This window comes from Cellulophaga sp. 20_2_10, assembly GCF_023476645.1.
Classification (GTDB): Bacteria; Bacteroidota; Bacteroidia; order Flavobacteriales; family Flavobacteriaceae; genus Cellulophaga.
Window position 1 is genome coordinate 66,775 of the sequence record NZ_JAMCOJ010000001.1, and the last position, 19,987, is coordinate 86,761.

12 protein-coding genes are annotated in these 19,987 nt (G+C 31.6%); 6 read left to right on the plus strand and 6 right to left on the minus strand.

Annotated features, from left to right (window positions below; all coding sequences use genetic code 11):
• The first annotated feature begins 118 nt into the window (after positions 1 to 118).
• The 3 genes from M4I21_RS00350 to M4I21_RS00360 are packed head-to-tail and all read left to right on the plus strand — an operon-like array spanning position 119 to position 2,182.
• The gene (locus M4I21_RS00350) at positions 119 to 721 is read left to right on the plus strand and encodes a transcriptional regulator (protein WP_249556967.1); all 603 of its coding nucleotides are present in this window, start codon (positions 119 to 121) and stop codon (positions 719 to 721) included.
• Complete coding sequence (locus tag M4I21_RS00355) at positions 715 to 1,431, plus strand: DUF3307 domain-containing protein (RefSeq protein ID WP_249556968.1); 717 nt, start codon at positions 715 to 717, stop codon at positions 1,429 to 1,431. Before M4I21_RS00350 ends, M4I21_RS00355 begins: the two co-directional genes overlap by 7 nt.
• Before the next feature lie 10 nt (positions 1,432 to 1,441).
• Complete coding sequence (locus tag M4I21_RS00360) at positions 1,442 to 2,182, plus strand: hypothetical protein (RefSeq protein ID WP_249556969.1); 741 nt, start codon at positions 1,442 to 1,444, stop codon at positions 2,180 to 2,182.
• A 150-nt stretch (positions 2,183 to 2,332) separates the two neighbouring features.
• Here M4I21_RS00360 and M4I21_RS00365 read toward each other — a convergent pair whose 3' ends face one another.
• The 5 genes from M4I21_RS00365 to M4I21_RS00385 form a co-directional block, all read right to left on the minus strand.
• On the minus strand, positions 2,333 to 2,962 hold the full coding sequence (locus tag M4I21_RS00365) for a response regulator transcription factor (RefSeq protein WP_249556970.1): 630 nt from the start codon (positions 2,960 to 2,962) through the stop codon (positions 2,333 to 2,335).
• Between the two features lie 889 nt (positions 2,963 to 3,851).
• Positions 3,852 to 5,852, minus strand: a complete 2,001-nt coding sequence (locus M4I21_RS00370; protein WP_249556971.1) for a PorP/SprF family type IX secretion system membrane protein — start codon at positions 5,850 to 5,852, stop codon at positions 3,852 to 3,854.
• Between the two features lie 113 nt (positions 5,853 to 5,965).
• The gene (locus tag M4I21_RS00375; RefSeq protein ID WP_249556972.1) at positions 5,966 to 7,183 is read right to left on the minus strand and encodes a TolB-like translocation protein; all 1,218 of its coding nucleotides are present in this window, start codon (positions 7,181 to 7,183) and stop codon (positions 5,966 to 5,968) included.
• A gap of 138 nt (positions 7,184 to 7,321) precedes the next feature.
• Positions 7,322 to 7,699, minus strand: coding sequence for a response regulator (locus M4I21_RS00380; RefSeq protein WP_249556973.1), 378 nt, complete (start codon positions 7,697 to 7,699; stop codon positions 7,322 to 7,324).
• A gap of 3 nt (positions 7,700 to 7,702) precedes the next feature.
• Entirely contained in the window at positions 7,703 to 9,175 is a 1,473-nt protein-coding gene (locus M4I21_RS00385; RefSeq protein WP_249556974.1) for a sensor histidine kinase, read from the minus strand.
• A gap of 1,149 nt (positions 9,176 to 10,324) precedes the next feature.
• On the opposite strand from M4I21_RS00385, the gene M4I21_RS00390 reads away from it, so the two are divergent.
• Genes M4I21_RS00390 through M4I21_RS00400 form a run of 3 tightly spaced genes read left to right on the plus strand, consistent with a single transcriptional unit; the run spans position 10,325 to position 18,719 of the window.
• Positions 10,325 to 13,930 carry a carbohydrate-binding protein gene (locus tag M4I21_RS00390; RefSeq protein ID WP_249556975.1) on the plus strand — a complete coding sequence of 1,202 codons (3,606 nt, stop codon included), beginning with the start codon at positions 10,325 to 10,327 and terminating at the stop codon, positions 13,928 to 13,930.
• 56 nt (positions 13,931 to 13,986) lie between these two features.
• Positions 13,987 to 15,924 carry a T9SS type A sorting domain-containing protein gene (locus M4I21_RS00395; protein WP_249556976.1) on the plus strand — a complete coding sequence of 646 codons (1,938 nt, stop codon included), beginning with the start codon at positions 13,987 to 13,989 and terminating at the stop codon, positions 15,922 to 15,924.
• 56 nt (positions 15,925 to 15,980) lie between these two features.
• Positions 15,981 to 18,719: a right-handed parallel beta-helix repeat-containing protein gene (locus tag M4I21_RS00400; protein ID WP_249556977.1), complete on the plus strand. Its 2,739-nt coding sequence runs from the start codon at positions 15,981 to 15,983 to the stop codon at positions 18,717 to 18,719.
• A gap of 125 nt (positions 18,720 to 18,844) precedes the next feature.
• Here the strand turns inward: M4I21_RS00400 and M4I21_RS00405 are convergent, their stop codons facing one another.
• The gene (locus M4I21_RS00405; RefSeq protein WP_249556978.1) at positions 18,845 to 19,921 is read right to left on the minus strand and encodes a hypothetical protein; all 1,077 of its coding nucleotides are present in this window, start codon (positions 19,919 to 19,921) and stop codon (positions 18,845 to 18,847) included.
• Positions 19,922 to 19,987 lie beyond the last annotated feature (66 nt).

The following is a 19,987-nucleotide window of genomic DNA, read 5'->3' on the forward strand; positions in this document are numbered from 1 at the left end:
GTGATAAATGCTTGAAAATACTATTATATGTTAAAGAGCATATAATTTAATTTATATGCAAATAGGCATATATTTGTAATTATATGTAAAAAAGCATATATTTGATAAAATTTAAAGAATGATAGCCGTAATAACAGGAGATATTATAAACTCTAGGGCAGAAGATGTATCCCTTTGGATGCCGGTGCTAAAAAAAGAGTTACAAAAGATAGGTGAAAGGCCTATGGATTGGGAAATATACAGAGGAGATAGTTTTCAAGTAAAAACGACTCCTGCTTTGGCTTTAAAAACAGCATTAGAATTAAAAGCAGTTATAAAAGAGTTTAAAACTCTAGATGTTAGAATGGCTATTGGTATAGGAGAAGAAAGCTATTTAGCAGATAAAATAACAGAGTCTAACGGAACAGCTTACGTAAACTCTGGCGAATGTTTTGAAGAATTAAAAAAGCAAACTTTAGCAATAAAAACACCTTGGACAGATTTTAATACAGTACTAAATTTGTTGTTAGATGTACTTGTATTAACCATAGATAACTGGACACCAAACTATGCGTTATTAATAAAAGAAAGCTTAGCAAACACAACTGTAACACAGAAAGAACTAGCAAACAAGCTAGATAAAAAGCAAAGCAATATAAGTACTAGTTTAAAAAAAGCTGGTTTTGACGAAATTATAAAAATACTAGATTACTATAACAATCAAACGGAAAAACTATGTTAGTACTTACTTTAAAGTTGCTTTTGGCACATATTTTAGGAGATTTTGTGTTGCAACCTAATAGCTGGATCAAAGACAAGCAGAAAAAGAAACAAAAATCTATTTACTTGTATTGGCACACACTTATACACTTAGTAGCTTTGGTTTTAATTTTAGAGTTTAATGCTACATACTTCTTAGGAATAGGAGCTATTGTAACTACGCACTACATTATAGACTTAGCAAAGCTTAAACTACAGAATAAGAAAAACGCTAGAGTCTTATTTTTTCTAGATCAGGCGTTGCACTTAATAGTATTACTAGTAGTAGCATATTGCTATACAGATGTTACTTTTAATATGTCGTATTTAACTGCACCAGGTGTAATTCTGTTTCTTATCGCTATTTTTTTACTCACAAATGTATCTGCTATACTAATGAAGGTTATAATCTCTAGATGGAAATTAGAGAACGACACTAAAAAATCGCTTAAAAATGCAGGAGCCTATATTGGCGTATTAGAGCGCTTATTTATTTTTATATTTATTGTTTTAGGACAGTGGAGTGGAATTGGCTTTTTGTTAACAGCAAAATCGGTTTTTAGATTTGGAGATTTATCAAAAGCAAACGACCGTAAGTTAACAGAATACATCTTAATAGGAACATTAATTAGCTTTGGATTGGCTATTTTAATTGCCCTAGGATATACTTATATATTAGAACAATTGCCTTAATACCATTGTTATGGAGTCAGAAAATAAAAAAACATCGACCTCTAAAATGCAGAAAATGTTACATTTAGATTACAAGAGGGATGACGATATTTGGCTAACTAATACTCAGACTTTACGTAAATTAATAGGTATTTTAGGTATAATATTGCCTTTTTTCTTATTTGGCTTCTTGTGGCTTACAGCAGAGCATACAAGCATATTAGAGTCTATTAGTCATTATTACTACACTCGTGCAAATCCTATTTTTATTATAGTCGTAAGTATTATGGCTATATTTTTAATGGTGTATAAAGGCAGAGAACCAATAGATTTTTACGTTTCTTTTATTGCCGGGCTATTTGCAATTCTATTATTGCTGTTTCCTACAGATAATATTGCAATTACGTGTTGTGACGCAGATGCAGCTTATAGCGTAACATATATACAAGACAATGTTTGGCGTGTACGTTTTCATTACATAGCTGCAGCTATATTTTTATTAAGCCTTAACTATATGTCGATTTTTATTTTTACAAGGTCCAATAAACCTAAAGCAGAACGTACTAAAGAAAAAAAACAACGTAATACAATTTATAAAATAAGCGGAATAGTAATGTTAGCGTCATTACTTGTAATAATGCTTGGTTTGTTAAAAGTTATACCAGAAGAACTATACAGCCAAAACCACATTACTTTTTGGATGGAGTCTGTTGCTATAGAGTGTTTTGGAATATCTTGGTTGGTAAAAGGAGAAACCATTTTTACGGATTAAAAATATAAAACCCCTGAAAAAATCAACAATTTCAAGGGTTTTATGGTAAAATATGGACAATCTAAATAAATAGCCTAGACTATTTAAATTTTAGCATAAGCAGAATAGCATAAGTAGGTTTTGTTTGTTTTGCTTTGCTTGCACGCGTTTTTAAGCACAATCTAATTGTCTAAGTCTGTCCAATGCTTCTGACTTAGAATTTACATTAAGTTTTAAATATATATTTTGAATATGAAAGTTTACTGCACTTGCAGTTACAAATAACTTTTCTGCAATTGTTTTGTATGTCTCTCCTTCGAACAAATAATCAATAATTTCATTTTCTCTTTTAGAAAAATCGCTAAGAGATTTACGCTGAAACATAGCTATTACTTGTTTAGCAATATCGTTACTAATTGCAGCACCATCAAACCTAATAGAGTTCAAGGCATCATACAACCTCATTTCTGTAAGTGGTTTAGTTAGGTAGCCATTAGCACCATTTTTAAATGCTTTTTTAATTAAAGTGAAATCATTTTGTTCACTAACAATTATAATTTTAGCATTTTTAGCTTTCTTTTTAAACTTAATTAATACATCTATACCGCCCAATTCTTCTTCTGGAATATCTGTAATAATAATATCTGGAGAAACAGTAGTAGAAGATCTTAAAGCTTCTTTAGCAGAGCTATAAGTCCCAATTAAATTGTAATCTGAATACAGGTTAAAATAGTCATTGTAGGTTTTAATAAAGTTTTTGTCGTTATCTATTACAATAACATTTAAATTTTTTGGTAGCATAAGTAGGGGGTTTTGCATACTGTTACCAGTATACGGGTTAAGTAATATAAGTAAAATTTGGGGTGTATTTGTTCTTAAATAAAAGCAATAGTATACTATTCTTAATTATTTTTTAAGATAATTAAGTGTAATTTGTTAAGTACAATTTGCAACTAAAACTAAAGGGTAGGGGTAATACTTTTTTAGTTTTAGATTGAAAAAAACTTTTACAAATTTAGTTCCTAAGCTTACTAAATAGGATTAAATACTGTGATGTAAAAACTGTTTACAGCGGAGATTATCACTTTCTTTCGGGGAAAAAGGTGAACAAATAATGTAGGTTGTGTAAGATTGTTTTTTGGTACTTTTTAGAGTGTAAAAAAGCTTCATATAATTTGGGTTTTGGGGGTTAAAGAAACCTTTTTATCAGTTTCTAAACTTAACTTTTAGAGCAGAAAAACACTGTAGTTTAATAGTTTTTTACTTTTTTAATTTCTTATTTACGTTCTATTATTAAAACTAAAAAAGAAACTATTAAATAGGTTATACACTATTTCTCTGTATCTCTATACTAAAGATAGAAAATTTGAGTTAGCTACCAAAATTTTTATGTAGGACGATTCGCTGTTAAACAATGTTAAAATGCATTTCATCGATAAAAAATTACATTTGAACGCTTATTTAAAAGGGGCTAATCGATAAAGTGTTAAGAAAATCACGCCTTATTAAGAACGATTCTAAAGTTTAGTTTTTAGATGAACTACACTTTTAAGCAAAAAAAAATAGTCCAAAAGACAAGTATAAGAACGTTATATACTTTGTCTTTTAGGACTACCCGCAACCCCCGATGCGTATTTTTACTTATAAAATAACCCAATTTTTCCTCTTGGAAGAGGTAACTTAATTTGTATTAATCTTCATATATGTTTGATGCCGTTGCAGTTGATGTAGAAAAAGTAGGATTGTCTACTTTTAAGATCCATTTTTCATCCTGGTATTTACCATTTAAGTTAGATGCATATGCTGTTTCAGCTTCTTCTTCATAATTGTAGTCTGCTAAGTATACATAGTAAAGATCATTTTCTTTATTGTAGAACTGCTTAGCATTAATGTTTTGTTCTTTTAGCTTAGTAACAAAAGCATCTAAATATTTTTTAGTCTTGTATACATTTGCAATTACATAATAACCAGATTTTACGCCATCAATATCAGACTCGTTAACCACTTTTAATGGTAACTTTTTAAATTTGTCTGCGTCTTTTTTAGTAGCATCTAATTGGTAAGTAACTTTCTTAGTTGTTGTAGATGCTACTGCTGTAGTAGGCATAGTGTTTACATTTTGTGGTGTAGTATTTATGTTTTGTTTAATGTCGTTTCTTAAAATACGTACAATAGTCTCAAACTTCTTTTCTAATTCTGCACTACGTGCGTTTTCTATAGAATCTTGTCTTAATATAAGTTCGTCTAAAATTAGTCTGTTTTGGTATGCTAGTGAGTTTGTGTCTTCTTGTACTGTCTCTTCTGCAACAACACTATTTTTAGCAGCTCTTTTATTATTTTTATTCTCTTTTCTTTTGTTGCTGTTTAAGGTAACACTTTGCGACTCAAAGTTTTTAACAATTGTATTGTACTTGTCTTGTACTTTACTTTGTGGCACTCTTGAGCTAGATGTACTAGCGTAAGTAGCTTTAGGAGTTACTGTAGTACTCTTAGCTTCTTGTGTATTACTTTGTTTTTTCTTTAAATTATTTTGTTCTGTAATTAAGGCTAAAATTTCTCTTTCTCTTTTTTTACTAGAAATAGCCATTTTAGTTGAGTTTTTACCACCTTCTAAAGCAACTATTCTTTCTTTATCTCTTTTTTGATCTTCCATTAGAGCTAAAATTTGCTCTTCATAGTTTCTAATAATACCATCTACTTTACGGTCTTGAGAATTTTGCTCATCATTTGTAGCAAAAGCAGGTCCGTTATTTTTAAATGTATATGCTAAAGACAATTCGTGGTTCCATCCTAAATCTGTATTGTCTTGCATAATATCTTTTTCAAGTAAATACCCTAAAGACATTTTATTACTTAAGTTAAACCCAAGTCCCATAGAAACTCCGTGCTCATTATCTATTGTAGATTGTAACCATCCGTATTTTGGTAAATCTAAAAGCATAGAACCTACATAAGATAAATTACCATTTTCACTTTTACCCATTTGTACTAAAGGCATAAATCTAGCATCAGCAAACAAACCTCTAGTTGCATTAAATGGTTGTGTGTATTGTAAAGATGCTTTTACACTTCTATCATTAAAATTAGTAGAGAAAGCATTTGTTGTTTGGTTGTATTTTAATAAATCTTTAGCGTAGATACCAACATCAAACCTACCAACAGATAATGTAATAGCTGGTTGTATAGCCAATTTGCTTTCTTTTTTAGAATCTACCAATTGTATATCGTTATCTTCTGCTACAATTCTGTTTTTATCTAAACCTTCGTTAAAATAAGTAACGTTAGCCCCAAAAGTAAGTTTGCTTTTAGCCCCTAATTGTACCGCCGTTGCGTAGTTTGCATTAAAGCCAAACTCTTGTACAACACCTGCCCACTGGCTGTAAATACCGATCCCAAAAGCAGTATTGTCATTAATTTTACTACTAAAACCTACAAAATAGTTTTGTACGTTATCATCAAAAGTAGCATACTGGTTTCTGTGTAATATGTTTAAGTACGATTTGTTTTCTCTTACCAAAGAAAAGGTAGGGTTAATTAAAAATCGATTAAAAAACAATTGGTTGTGATAAGAATTGTTAGAACTATTCTCTGAAACCTTAGCTTCTTGTGCTGTTACTGCTTGCAAGCTTAGTACTACATATACTAACACTAGTAAACAGATTTTGTTAAATGATGAAACGTTACTTTTCATAGTAGTAAAAATTATGGTTATTTTGGGGGGGTAAAATTACAGGTGCTTTTTGCCAAAGCACAGGTATTAGTATTGTAAACTAGGGGGTAATAGATGTTTACAGTACCTGGGTCTTAATCTTCAAAAACAGAAGTAGAATAATTAATAGAAGACTCGTCGTTTGCAGCTTCTAAAGAATTAAAGTCTCTATCATTATTTTTAGGATAGCTAAATGCAACTCTTTGCACATTACCTTGTCCTCTGTTAGACATTACATATCCCGTTCCTTTGTTAGACATAAGATCTATAGAAAAATCATCTTTATCACTATTAATTTTACTACCTAGGTTCGCAGCTATACCAACTTTTCGTTGTCCAACTTCTACCATATAAATATCTAGTCCGCCGTAACCTTTATGACCGTTAGAGGCAAAGAATAATGAGTTTCCGTTTACAATTTTAGGATATAAATCGTTTTTTTCTGTGTTTACCTTTTTACCTAAGTTTTTTGCAACTCCAAAATCTCCTTTAGCATTAATAGATGCTACATAAATATCGAACTTACCAAAAGTGCCTGGCATATTAGAAGCAAAAAATAAACGTTTGCCATCTGCAGATACTGTAGGGTGCATAACAGAGTAGCTTTTTGGAGCTAGGGCAACTTCTTTAACGTTTTTCCATTCTCCGTTTATTTTTTCTGCTTTGTAAATTTTGTGAACCAATTCTTTTTTAGAGAAGAGTCCAGTAGCTGGTTTTTCATAAACACCTTTACTAAAATAAGCTGTTTTACCGTTTGCAGTAACGGCAACAGGAGTTTTGTAAGCGTTTTGCTTGTCTTTAATTTCTTCGGTATAGTTGTTTTGTTGCGTAACCGTTTCTAGTGAAGAGTTTTGTTTTGGGTTAAAACTATACTCGCCATACTTACCTGTATACGTAGCGTTGTTTTTTTGTTTGCTAGTTTTGTAGTCAGATGCTACAGCAGCCATCCAGTCTTTATTATCTGTAGTTGTAGCAATTGCCTTAATACCTAGTTGTTTAAGCGCAAATTGGTAACGCTCTTCGTAGCTCGTATTTAGCATTTGGTTATTGCTAACTTCCTTTAATTTTTTATACCAGAATAAAGATGTTTTGTATTTTTTTACTAAAAAGTTAGCGTTACCTAAATCTTCGTAAATTTCTTTGTCTGTGTAACCTAAACTTTTAAGTTTTTTGTAGTTGTCTACTCTTTTTTGAACTTCTATAGTAGCTGTTTTAGAAGTGTTATAGGCAGTAGTTTTTTGAGCCGATAACGAATAGCATAAAAATGTAGTTAAACATCCTAAAGCAATCTTGTGGGTCATTAAGTTTTTCATAAGATAGGGGTTAAATTATTGTTACCTCAAAGATCTTACAATTGCTCTAATTTGTTATTAGTAAATATTCATAGGTTTTTGCTTTTTTCGGTCATTTCATCGATAAAATTAATAATTTATACGATGAATAACGCTTTTTTACTGTTTAGCACTCAATTTTGCACATATAACTTCGAACTCAGCCTTGAGTTGATTTTCATCAATTGGCTTACGTATAATATGTAATGGGTTTGTTTTTTTTGCGCGTTCTATTGTAGATACATCAGAATTTCCAGTGATAAAAACAAACGGTAATTGATACTCTATATTAATAATTTCTGCCACCTCTATGCCGTCTTTGTCTCCGCTTAAACCAATGTCTAATAAAACTACATCTGGTGCAAAGTTTTTTAGCGTAGCTATTGCCTCATTACTATTACTAGCCGTTCTAACAACACAGTTCATACCTTCTATGATACTTTCTATAAACATTTGGATAATCATGTTGTCTTCTACAATTAATACTTTTCTTGCCATAACTTATGATGTTTGTTCGATTTCTTGAAATGTGATGATGTAATGAGTTCCTTTTTTAGAGTTATCTTTTTCTATATTACCTCTAAGCTGAAGTGCCAGCTTGTGTATTAGTTTTAAACCAAGAGATTTCGTATTTCTAAAATTAATATTCTTAGGGAATCCTGCACCGTCATCACCTATAAGAAGCAAAAAGTTAGGATATACTAGTTTTTTTACTTCTATAGATAATGTTCCTGTATTATTTTCTTTAAACCCGTACTTTAAAGAATTTGTAATAATTTCGTTAATCATTAGCCCTAATGGTACAGATGTATCTATGTTTAAGAAAAGATTGTTTGTCTTAATCTGTAAATTAACAGTATTGTTATTACCTCTCATAGACAATAACAATGTAGATGTAAGTTGCTCTAAATAATTACCATAACTAATTCTGCTTAGATCATTAGACTTGTAGAGCATTTCATGAATTATTGCCATTGAATTAATTCTATACTGACTATATCTAAACAGAGCCTTAGTTTCCTCGTCTTTTATAAAGCTAGATTGTAGACTTAGTAGACTGGTAATTACTTGTAAATTATTTTTTACTCTGTGGTGTATTTCTTTTAAAAGCGTATCTCTTTCATACAAACGGTTTTCTACAGTCTGACTAAGGACTGTTATGTCTTTATTTTTTTTGTACAAACTAAAAACTATAATTAAGAAGAAAAGTCCGCCTATATTTAGTAAAGCGGCATTTTTATATGTTTCAAATTTATAGGCTGCTCGCTTACTTTGTATATCCCGTATATCTGGACTTGTGTAAATAGTCCAAACGTAATTACTTTCCAAGCTAATTTTCTTTGTAAAATAAAGAATATTGCCATTTTCGTCTTTACTTAATAAATCTATTGTATCTGTTTTATATAACTCTTGATTCGCAGCAACAAAAACTTCATTCTTAGAATTTAATAGGTTTATATCTAAGCTTTTTAAGTTGTTAAGCCAATTTTTAGCATTAAGATTTATACCTGCAATACCCTGTAGTTTATTGTTTACATATATAGGACTAAAAAAACGGATTGTTGGTCTATAAGGTTTTTCAATTTTTTTGTTTTCGATGTTTAAATCTAAATAAGAAATAAAAACCTGCCCTTTTTTTAGTTTTATAGCTTCTTTAAAGTAGTATCTTTCTGATTTATCTTGATATTTATGTAAGGGATAAATGGAATCATTGGATGTACGTATAATTTCTAAGCCTTCAGTATTAATTAGTCTAGCCTGAAAATAATTAGAATCGATATCTAGAAAGTTTTTTAATTTATGTTCAATCTTGTTTAAGGCTATATTTTCTTTTAAGTCTAACTCTATTAATTTACTTATATATAATATGTTTTTTTTACTGATATTATATAGTTCAGAAATTCTAGACTCTGCTTCGTCTAACTTATTATTCGTTTTTATGTTTTCAGCAAGAGTAATGTGTTTTGTATACATAACTACCTGTTTATATGAAATGCTCCATATAATTATAGAAACAATTATAAATAAGACAACAGAGATAAGTGTAAGTTTTTTTCCCATGGGGTAAGAAAAAGATTTAAAAAATTAAATAATTAATATTTTTATATAAAATCACATATATCTAAAGTAGTCTTTTTAGTACGTTCAGATATAATTTTTTTGTTATAAAAGTATACTAAGTCGCATTTTAGTTATAGCTAGTACGTTTTTATGTATAGATGAACATTAAAAAATTGTGTACTTGTTTTTTTGAATTGATTTATAATCATCAATATGTCTTTTTTTTATGACATATGTCATATATGCTATTGCTTTTCAGTTAGTTATATTTTTTTTTATGTTTCAAATAAAATACGCAAATCTTTAAATGAGCATCACTTTTGATAATTGGCCATTTTTTAGTAATTATAGGGTATTATAACTAACCGTTGATTCTAAAGGGTTTCTAATGAATTATTCTTTTTAGGTTAAAAAAATGCTTAATTGAGATAAAATACACTTTGTTATCGGTAAGAAAAAACTTACCTTTGCTGTAACCCCCAAAGATTTTTTATTAATTTAATTTTATTAGAATGAAAACATCTTTACTCGAAACCTACTTAATAGCTAAGAACAAGTCAATATCTTGTGATAACCTAACCTCTAATCGGTTAAAATATAATTTACTTCCACTTAAACACATTAACTAATAGTTTTTTTTACTAAAAAAGGCAAGCCAACGTATTTAAATATAAGTTTTGGTTTATGTCATATTAGTAAATTCTAAGTAGTTTACATTCTTCAAATTTTATTCTAAAAGTATATGTTTTAGAGTATAACTTTATTTTATGCAACTACTATTATTGGCTATTATGGAGATCATAAATACACCTTTTTTGTATAAGAAAAACTTTTGTTATTGTATATAAAATAACGAATCTTATAACTCTTTTTTTCATTTTTTTATAAGAATATAGGACGTTAGAAAGTTCTCTCTGCTTGCTTATTTATCATTTTAAGTAGAGGGGCTATAGAACTGTTATGTCTTCATATTTGTCTTAAAGAATTAAAGTCTTAAACTCTTTTTAGTGGTTATAAGAGCTCGTTTATAGTTCATTAATTAATAATTTAAATTTTACTACTATGAAATTTTTTAAACCTTATCTATTTATTGGATTCATACTATTAGGTATGTTTTTAAATGCCCAAACGCCAGACGGAGAATTAAAACGATGGCACAAATTATCCTTAACATTTAATGGGCCAAGTACTACAGAAACCTCTAATCCTAATCCATTTTCAGATTATAGACTAGAGGTAACCTTTACCCATGCGGGAAGTAGCAGAAGTTACACTGTACCAGGTTATTTTGCAGCGTGTGGAGATGCAGAAAATACAGGGTGTGATTCTGGAAACAAATGGAGAGTACATTTTGCTCCGGATGATATTGGAGCTTGGAATTGGACGGCCGTTTTTAAATCTGGATCTAATGTTGCCATTAATGGCGGTGGTTCTAGTGCTGGCTTTATGGATGGTACTACAGGATCTTTTACCATTGCAGAATCTGATAAATCTGGTAGAGATTTTAGAAGTAAAAACCTAGGTAGATTACAGTATGTGGATGAACATTATTTAAAGCACACTGGCACAAACCCTAATACCCCAAACGGGCCTTGGTTTTTAAAAGTGGGAGCAGATTCTCCGGAAAATCGTTTTCATTATGTAGATTTTGATGGTACACCAGCTAATACGGCAGGTGGTAACAAGAGTAAAACTTGGGAAGCACATACTAGAGATTATGTAGCTACAGACGCCAGTGCGTATACTTGGAACGGCGGTAAAGGAAAAGGAATGTTAGGTTCTATTAATTACTTATCTGGACAAGGAGCAAATGTAATCTCTTTTTTAACTTGGGCAGCAGGTGGAGATGATGGTGCTGTTTTTCCTCACATTTTAAAAGGATCTTCTGCAGATTATTCTAGCGCAAGTAAACCAGAACAATGGAACAAATTACATAAAGACAGGTTTGATGTTTCTAAGCTTGCTCAATGGGAAAAAGTAATGGAATATGCAGATAAAAAAGGAATGTACTTGCATTTTAAGACAATGGAAGCAGAGAATTGTAAAGCAATGGATGGACATTCTTTTGGTAGAGAAAGAAAGTTGTATTACCGAGAATTGATCGCAAGATTTGGTCATCATTTAGCTTTAAATTGGAACTTGTCTGAAGAGACAGAAATGAAAGATGAAGTAGTAAAATCAACTATATCTTATATTAAAGATATGGATCCCTATGATCATAATATCGTAATTCATACCTACCCAGGTAAGCAAGATGAAGGATATACTCCATTACTAGGAAATAAGTCAAAATTATCTGGAGCCTCTGTTCAATCAGCTCAAAACAACATTCATAGGGATATAAAAAAATGGGTAGAAAAATCTAGAGATTCAGGAAAAAAATGGGTAGTTGCCAATGATGAACAAGGTAGTGCACCACAGGGTATTATGGTGTCTGACAAACAAGTTAGAGAAAAAGTGCTTTGGGCAACCTTACTTGCAGGTGGTGCTGGTGTGGAATATTATAGTGGTTACACTAGTGATGATGGCGATCTTAACGGTCAGGACCATAGAAAAAGAGGTGTAAAGTATAAAGAAGGTAGCTATGCGCTTAAATTCTTTAATGAAAACCTATTATCTAGCTTAACAAAAATGGTTTCTGATGATGGTATTACTTCAGATAATAAAGATTATGTGTTTACGGAGGAAGGTAAAACGTATGCTATTTACAGACCCAACGGAGGAAACACATCTTTAAGTTTGCCAAGTGGTAACAATAAATATAATGTACAATGGTTTAACCCTAGAGCAGGCGGTAATTTAACAGCTAAAGCTACATTGGGTTCTAATTTAGTAGCTCCAGATACTAATGACTGGGTTGCTTTGGTTACAAGTAAAAATGAAGACGGTAATGCAGGTGGTTGTGATGATACCTTTAGTGGAACAATTACTCATGATGCTTATTTACAGGGAACAACAAGGTTTAATAACGGAGATCTTAGAGTTGAGAGTGGCAAAAGATTAGCTTACCTACAATTTACAGTACCAGCAACAACTAAAACAGTTACAAGCACAAAGCTAGAGTTAACGGTTTCTAGTGATGGCGGTAATGGTTTAATAGAAGTTTTTAAAGGTTCTAGCAATAACTGGTCGGAGTCTAACTTAGCTAATACTAACAAACCATCAGAAGGTGCTAAACTAGGAACTTTAAATACAAATTACAGTGTTGGTACTACTTATACTTGGAACCTGTCTAATGTTACACCAGGACAAACAATTTCTTTAATTGTAAAGCAAACTGGCGGTAATGATGTTTCTTTTTCTTCTAAAGAAGGAGCTGCTTCTCCTAAATTAATTTTAGAGGTTGAGTGTGATGATGCTAGCGGTGCGGTTGATAGTGCTATTTCTTTACCAGGTACTTTAGAGGTAGAAGATTTTACGGATCAGTCGGGTATTGAGGTAGAAAATACATCTGATGTTGGTGGAGGAAAAAACATAGGCTATGTAGAGAATGGTGATTTTACCAATTACAAAGTAACTGTAGCAGAAGCTGGTGACTACCAAGTACAAGCAAAAGTAGCTACAAACACTACAGGCGGTACAATTAAAATTGATGCTGAAGGTGCTAATGTTGGGGAGCTTACGGTTGTAAATACGGGTGGTTGGCAAACTTGGAAAACGGTAACTACAATCGTTAATTTAGAAGCAGGTGAGCAAACACTTCAATTGAACTTCACGGGTGGTTCTGGTTATTTATTTAATGTAAATAAACTAATTTTTGTAAAAGATGTTACAACTGGAGAATCTGGCAATGATTGTATTGCGGTAGAAAAAAATGGAATATTAGCTGTAGAAGCAGAACATTTTGACAGTCAATCTATAGATGGCGATAGAAAATGGTATTCTTTTGACGAGACTACAACGAGTACTCCAACTCCAGATCCAGATCCAAATCATTCTAACGGAGCAAGTGGTAAAGGATATTTAGAAATTCTACCAGATACAAGAGTAACTCACGGTGATCCACTTAACGCTCAAAGTTTTTCTGATCAACCAGGGAAAATAGCAATAGTGAATTACAAAGTTAAGTTTACTAGTCCAGGAAAATATTTTGTTTGGGTAAGAGCACATTCTACAGGATCAGAAGATAACGGTGTACACGTTGGTATTGATGGAACTTGGCCAGCTTCTGGACAAAAAATGCAATGGTGTACTGGTAAACAAAAATGGACTTGGGAGAGCAAACAACGTACAAATGCAAACCATTGTGGAGAACCGCAAAAAATCTTTATTGATGTACCAACCGCAGGAGAGCATACAATTTCTTTTTCAATGAGAGAGGATGGATTTGAGATGGATAAGTTTGTATTATCTAAGACCTATACTAAACCTGTTGGATCTGGACCAGAAGAAATATTAGAGGGTTGTTCTAGTTCTAAAAGCGACATTGTTGCTTTAGCAGTCACTAATAGTAAGGTTGTAGTTTTTCCTAACCCTGCACAAAACTATGTCACTATTTCGGGTATTGCTAGTGGTAAACAAATTGTTGTATTTGATTTTACTGGCAATGTAGTACTTAAAAAAGTAGCTCGTAGTACGGCAGAAACTTTAGATATTTCAGGGTTAAGACCAGGAACATATATAATTAAAGCTGAAGGAGAAAAAAGCATTCATTTTTTAAAAAATTAAGTAATATAGAGCTATTTGGGAGCATATCCCAAATAGCTTTTTTAATTTAAAAACATATGAAAGATAAAATTCTCACACTTTGGAGTGTAACTGTTTTTAGCATTTTTCTACAATTGTTAATGACTTTTACTGCAAATGCACAATTAAAAGTAGGTGACCCCGGAGTAATATTTGATGCTAATAAGTACGATAATCGTTATCCGCAAATGAAACAATGGGAAAAAGCCGGTGTTAGAGGCGGTATTCCCTTTTTAAAGGATGTAAAAGTTGTAAAAACACTTACTAACGGTGCAAATAGTGATGCTATTAATAAAGCAATTAATGATGCAGCTAAGCAAAGTGGGCTAGTAGCTGTTTTACTTAAAAACGGTGCGTATACCATTGACAAACGAATTACTATGAAATCTAATGTCTCTTTAATAGGAGAAAGTAGAGACAAGGTAAAATGCGTTATAAGTATGAGTAGTGGTGATGCTTTTAGTTTTTATAAGGTTCGTAAAAGTGGTATTTATACATTGACTATAGAAGGTAGTTGGGGTACACCTAAGTACAATTGGAACTATAGTTTAGATGCTAATGACGAGCTTAAAAATAACGATAACATCTCCGTAAAGTTTAATGACTCTGAAGATTGTTGGTTAGATAAAGTTAACATTTTAAATTCTGCTAGAGATCCTGTTAGGGTACCAGCAAACCATATAACATTAAGAGATTTAAGAGTAGATGGCGCGCATAAAAAAGCTGGTGGTGCACAAGGATATTTTTTTATTCAAGGTGCGTATAATCTAATTACAGGTTGCGAAATTACGCATTTAAGACATATTTCTCTACAAGGAAGTAATGTGGAGTACAATGTGGTTTATGATAATGATTTTAAACAAGAAGTGAGTTTTCATAGTGGAGATAAAGGCAATAACCTAATAGAAAACAATAGAATTACGTTGCCTTTTGATATGCCTAATTCTAAAGCAGACACACCTAATTCGGTTTATAATAATAGTGATGAACCTAATTATTTTGCTATTATGGGACCTTGGTCAATTCAACATCAGAATTCTAAAAACCCAAACTTTATTTATAAAAATAACTGTTTAGAAAAAAACCATAACAATGCTACCCCTTGGTCTAACCCTAATTTACTATATAAAGGACCTAGGCAAGTAAAACCATCGAACCCAGCTACTAATTTTCCGGCTTTGTCAGCAAGCTTAACTCCAAAAGGAGAAACGTTGTACCCTATTATTTTAGGAGGAGGCACAACCGGCGGAAGCGCTTGTAATGAAGAAGAAATTGTATTATTGTCTGAAGATGCATACTTACAAGGATCACAAAAGTACAATACGAGTGAGCTAAGAGTAGAAAAAGGCAAAAGGGTATCTTATCTTAAATTTAAAATACCTTCTAATATAGCAAGTATAGTTAGTGCTACTTTGCATTTAAGTGTGTCTACAGATAGTGGTGATGGTGGTATAGATATTATTAAGGGTAGGTCTAGTAATTGGACCGAAGATAATTTATCATCTACCAACAAGCCATTGGAGGCATCTAAAATTGGCACTTTAACAGGATCTTATTTGTTAGGAAAAACGTATCAATGGTCATTGTCTAACTTACAAGCAGGAGAAACAGTAACCCTTTTGGTAAAGCAAATTAGTGGTAATGATGTGTCATTTTGGTCTAAAGGAGGTGTAAAACCACCAAAATTAGTATTAAAGCTAAATTGTACACAAGAAAACACGAATAGTATATTTTCTTTAAAGGCTGATAATAGTACAACCGAGGTAAAAGTGTATCCTAATCCTGCACAAAATTATATTACTATTTCGGGTATTGCTAGTGGTAAACAAATTGTTGTATTTGATTTCACAGGCAATGTAGTACTTAAAAAAGTAGCTCGTAGTACGGCAGAAACATTAGATATTTCAGGGTTAAGACCCGGTACATATATAATTAAAGCTGAAGGAGAAAAAAGTATTCATTTTTTTAAAAAATAACAACCAAAAGTCGCTTAGCTATTATAGTTAAGTGGCTTTTTATAAAATAACTTACTATGATATTAAATAAACAAAAATTAAAAACATACATGTTGTGTGTTTTTCTATTGTTAAGTGGACTGTCTGTAGTTGCACAAAAAAACTATTATGTTAGTGCCTCTGGTAACGATGCTAATAACGGAACGTCTGCAGCATCTGCTTGGAAAACAATAAATAAAGTAAATAGTGCTAAAAATAGTATTAGTGCTGGTGATGTTATCAATTTTAATAAAGGAGATGTTTTTTATGGCTCTTTAGATTTAAAAGGAAAAAAAGGATCATCTGGTAAATATATAGTTTTAAAAGCGTACGGATCTGGTGTAAAACCTGTAATTAGAGCTGCTAAAAAGATGAATAACTGGACACGCCACAGTGGTAGTATCTGGAAAACCAACTTGGGTAAAGTAGCTAATGGTAGAGTTCCATCTCTGTTTTTAAACAACCAAGCGCAGCAAATAGGTAGAGAGCCAAATGTTAGTGCCGCTAATGGTGGTTACAGAACAATTAAATCTCACGGAGGAAATAATACATCTATTTCTGAAGCATCTAGTTTGCCATATGCTTCAAACAGGTTTAAAGGAGGTGAAATTACCATTAGAACCACAGATGATAATGTTAAGGTAGAAACGGTTACATCTCACGGAGGTACAACGGTAAATTTTGGCTTGTCTGATACTAGCAATTCTTTTGAAAATAATATTGAGAATAATTTTGGATACTTTTTTCAGAATCACGTAAATACATTGGATAAAAACGGAGAATGGGCACACGATACTAACGCCGGTGTTTTGTATTTGTATAGCAATAGTAATCCAAACAATTTAAATGTAGAAATACCAGCAGGAGAAGAAGCTTTGGCTTTAAATAATACCAATTATATTAAAATTCAGGATTTAAGAGTAGAAGGTGGTTTAAAGCAAACGTTGTCTATAAGTGGAGCATCTAACCTAACTATTGCAAACTGTAATTTTTACAACGGTAACAACTATTTGTCTTTAGGGTATACAATTAGTAATATTAAAGTAACCAATAGTGTTTTTGAAGAAAGTAATAATATTGCTATACGATGGGAAGGTGTAAGCGGACTTACTTTTACAAATAATACGGTGCAAAATATAGGGATGCGTACAGGAATGGGAGCGCGCAGCTTTATTGGTTATACAGGAGCAAGATTTATTAGCAAATCTGGCTCATCAGCAAATATTATAGAAAAGAATACCATAAAAGATATTGGTTATCACGCTTTAAACTATTCAGGTGGTAATTTTACAATAAGATATAATAATGTAAGTAATTATTGTTACACAAAAGATGATGGTGGTGGTATATATTCTGTAGGTAATAGAAACGGAGATAACAGTATTTATAAGAATATAGTGCATGATTCTCCTGGTGCAATTAGAGGTATACCAAGTGGTAGAGGTGTTAAAACTGCAGGTATTTATATAGATAATGACTCACAAAACCAGTTAATTTATGAAAATACAGTATATAATGTAGTGGGTTGGGGATTAATGGCAAACCTATCTAGTAAAAATACGATAAGAGACAATACGGTTTACAATTGCGATTTTGGTTTGGTATTATCTACCTATAACAATAGTTTTGGAGTAGGTGGTAGCGTAGCAAAATCTACAAATAACACAGTTAAAAATAATATTCTATTTTCTAAAAAAGCAACTCAGGTTGCTGCTAGGTATACCAATCAAATTACAGATGCAGGTTTTAATACTTTCTTGGGGGACCTTAATAGTAATTACTATTGCATGCCTTTTAATGGGAGTAAAGAGATAAGCATACTTGCAGGAAGGCAATCTGCGGAGTATACTTTAGATGGTTTTAAAACAAAATATCCAAATTACGAGAAAAAAGGAAAGAGTGCTCCGGTTACTTTTGCAGCAACAGCAAACCCTAATACTTTTATTAAATTTGAAATAAATAATACAGGTGTTGCAAAATCTGTAAGTTTAGGGTCTACAGATTATGTAGATGCTAAGCATAAAAATTACACAGGAAATATAACTTTAGCTCCTTACTCTGCTATAGTATTATTAAAAGGTAAGGGTGATGATGCTTCACCAGTAACGTCTCAGTTAATAGACAACGGTATGTATACCATAGAGTCTGTAACGTCTAACCAAAGATTATTGTCTAGAGCCTTAGAGACATTTAACGCTAAAATGGTGAATCCGGGTAATTTTGATGATCAAAAATGGATTTTTACGCATTTAGGAGATAATGTATACACTATAAAAAATAAGGCAAATAATAGGTTTTTAGAAGTGCCTTATGGTAAATGCGAAAACGGAACCCAAGTAGCAACATATACAAACGCAAAAAGTACACACCAACAATGGAAAGTTGTAGAAAACGGAGCTAATGTATATGGCTTACTACCTAACCATTGCCAAACACAAGGTTTAGACCGTAACAACGGGACACTTAATACAAATTCTATAACTTATTTTTATGGTAAGGACAATGGCAACCAGAAATGGAAAATAGTGCCAACAACAGCTAGTTTAAGAAGTAATGCTGTGGCTTTAACAGTATATCCTAACCCAGCAAGTGAATTTATTACGATAGCAGGAGTAAAAGTAGGGGATAAGCTTGTCGTTAGAAATATGAGTGGCGTTGTTGTAAAAGAAATGAATGCAACAGCAGAAGAAGCAGTTATTTCTTTAGATAATTTAAAATCTGGAATGTATATTATTTCTATACCAGGAACAGAAAGCAAACAGTTTTATAAACAGTAATCTTAAAAATTAGTAAAAATGCCACCTAAATGTACCATTTGGGTGGTTTTTTAGTTTTCTGTTAAGCTTTTTACTTATTACGTCACGAGCGTGACGCTCGCGCTAGCGGGGTGTTTTTTTTGTTTTTATATTGATTCTTCTTTCTCAAAAATATATAATGTGTTATCTCCGCTAAGTTGATATAGTTTATTATTGGCTAGTTGAGGAATATCAGTTTTTACCCAATCTCCTTCAAACCTATAGTGCCAATCTATTTTTAGTGTTTTTCTATTAAATGCAACAATACATTGCGGTATATAGTCTAAACCTAACTCTAAACGGTTCATTTCTGCTATAGTATAAATGTGAGTTTTATCTTCTGCATAGCCAGTACTCCATCTAAAACCAGAAAATATGTGCTCTTCTAAAGTGTTTTTTAATGATTGATAATTTGCTTTGCCTGTAACTAAATCTATTGTTACTAAAAAAGCACCAGCTAAATGGTATAGGTACGATTTAGAGATATCTAACTGAAAACCATCAGTAGAAGGTAATTTATGTTGCAAACGCCCTTGAAAAGCAGAACTTCCATAACCAGGCAATGCTTGCCATTTTCTATTTAGTTCACCTGTTTGAATATTAATGTCAAGAATCATTTGACCTGAACAAGCAACTAATATAGAGTTCTGCCAAGCACCTATAAATTTAATAACTTCATAGTTTTGTAAGTTGCCATCTCTGTCTTCAAACTTACCTAGTGTTGATAATTCAAATTTCCATTGCAATTTTGCTATAGGAAGAGTATAGGCGTAGATTTCGTTGTTTATTAAACAACAGTAAATGTTTTTATTTGAAAAATTAATAGAGTTTTTTTTATCTATAATATCCAAGTTAAGAATTACTTCATTTTTATCAATCAATGCTTCTTGAATATTCCCTTCTTTCAGATATTGATACCCTAAATATGAATTGCTTGAATGGAAAAATGCTTTTCCTTCTCCTTTTTCAATAACTTCTCCAGAAGTTTTATAAATTTTATAGTTGCCATTCCAGTCATTTAAATATACCTTATTATTAAATATTTCAAAACCATCAACAGGTGTGTCAAATATCGAAAATGATTTTTCGTTAAAAAATAACTTTTTATTCGAAAAAAAATATAAGTTATTTTTTTTCGAATACTTAATTACTTTCGATATCTCCTTTTTTTTGTAAAAATTCATTTATTCGGATTTTATAAAACTATACAAGTTAGAATTAACATCATCAATTAGTTCAGTGAATTTTGA

Bases quoted from the DNA above. Each gene is read 5' to 3' on its own strand.
- M4I21_RS00350 (WP_249556967.1), top strand. From the start codon at position 119: ATGATAGCCGTAATAACAGGAGATATTATAAACTCTAGGGCAGAAGAT.
- M4I21_RS00355 (WP_249556968.1), top strand. From the start codon at position 715: ATGTTAGTACTTACTTTAAAGTTGCTTTTGGCACATATTTTAGGAGAT.
- M4I21_RS00360 (WP_249556969.1), top strand. From the start codon at position 1,442: ATGGAGTCAGAAAATAAAAAAACATCGACCTCTAAAATGCAGAAAATG.
- M4I21_RS00365 (WP_249556970.1), bottom strand. From the start codon at position 2,962: ATGCTACCAAAAAATTTAAATGTTATTGTAATAGATAACGACAAAAAC.
- M4I21_RS00370 (WP_249556971.1), bottom strand. From the start codon at position 5,852: ATGAAAAGTAACGTTTCATCATTTAACAAAATCTGTTTACTAGTGTTA.
- M4I21_RS00375 (WP_249556972.1), bottom strand. From the start codon at position 7,183: ATGAAAAACTTAATGACCCACAAGATTGCTTTAGGATGTTTAACTACA.
- M4I21_RS00380 (WP_249556973.1), bottom strand. From the start codon at position 7,699: ATGGCAAGAAAAGTATTAATTGTAGAAGACAACATGATTATCCAAATG.
- M4I21_RS00385 (WP_249556974.1), bottom strand. From the start codon at position 9,175: ATGTATACAAAACACATTACTCTTGCTGAAAACATAAAAACGAATAAT.
- M4I21_RS00390 (WP_249556975.1), top strand. From the start codon at position 10,325: ATGAAATTTTTTAAACCTTATCTATTTATTGGATTCATACTATTAGGT.
- M4I21_RS00395 (WP_249556976.1), top strand. From the start codon at position 13,987: ATGAAAGATAAAATTCTCACACTTTGGAGTGTAACTGTTTTTAGCATT.
- M4I21_RS00400 (WP_249556977.1), top strand. From the start codon at position 15,981: ATGATATTAAATAAACAAAAATTAAAAACATACATGTTGTGTGTTTTT.
- M4I21_RS00405 (WP_249556978.1), bottom strand. From the start codon at position 19,921: ATGAATTTTTACAAAAAAAAGGAGATATCGAAAGTAATTAAGTATTCG.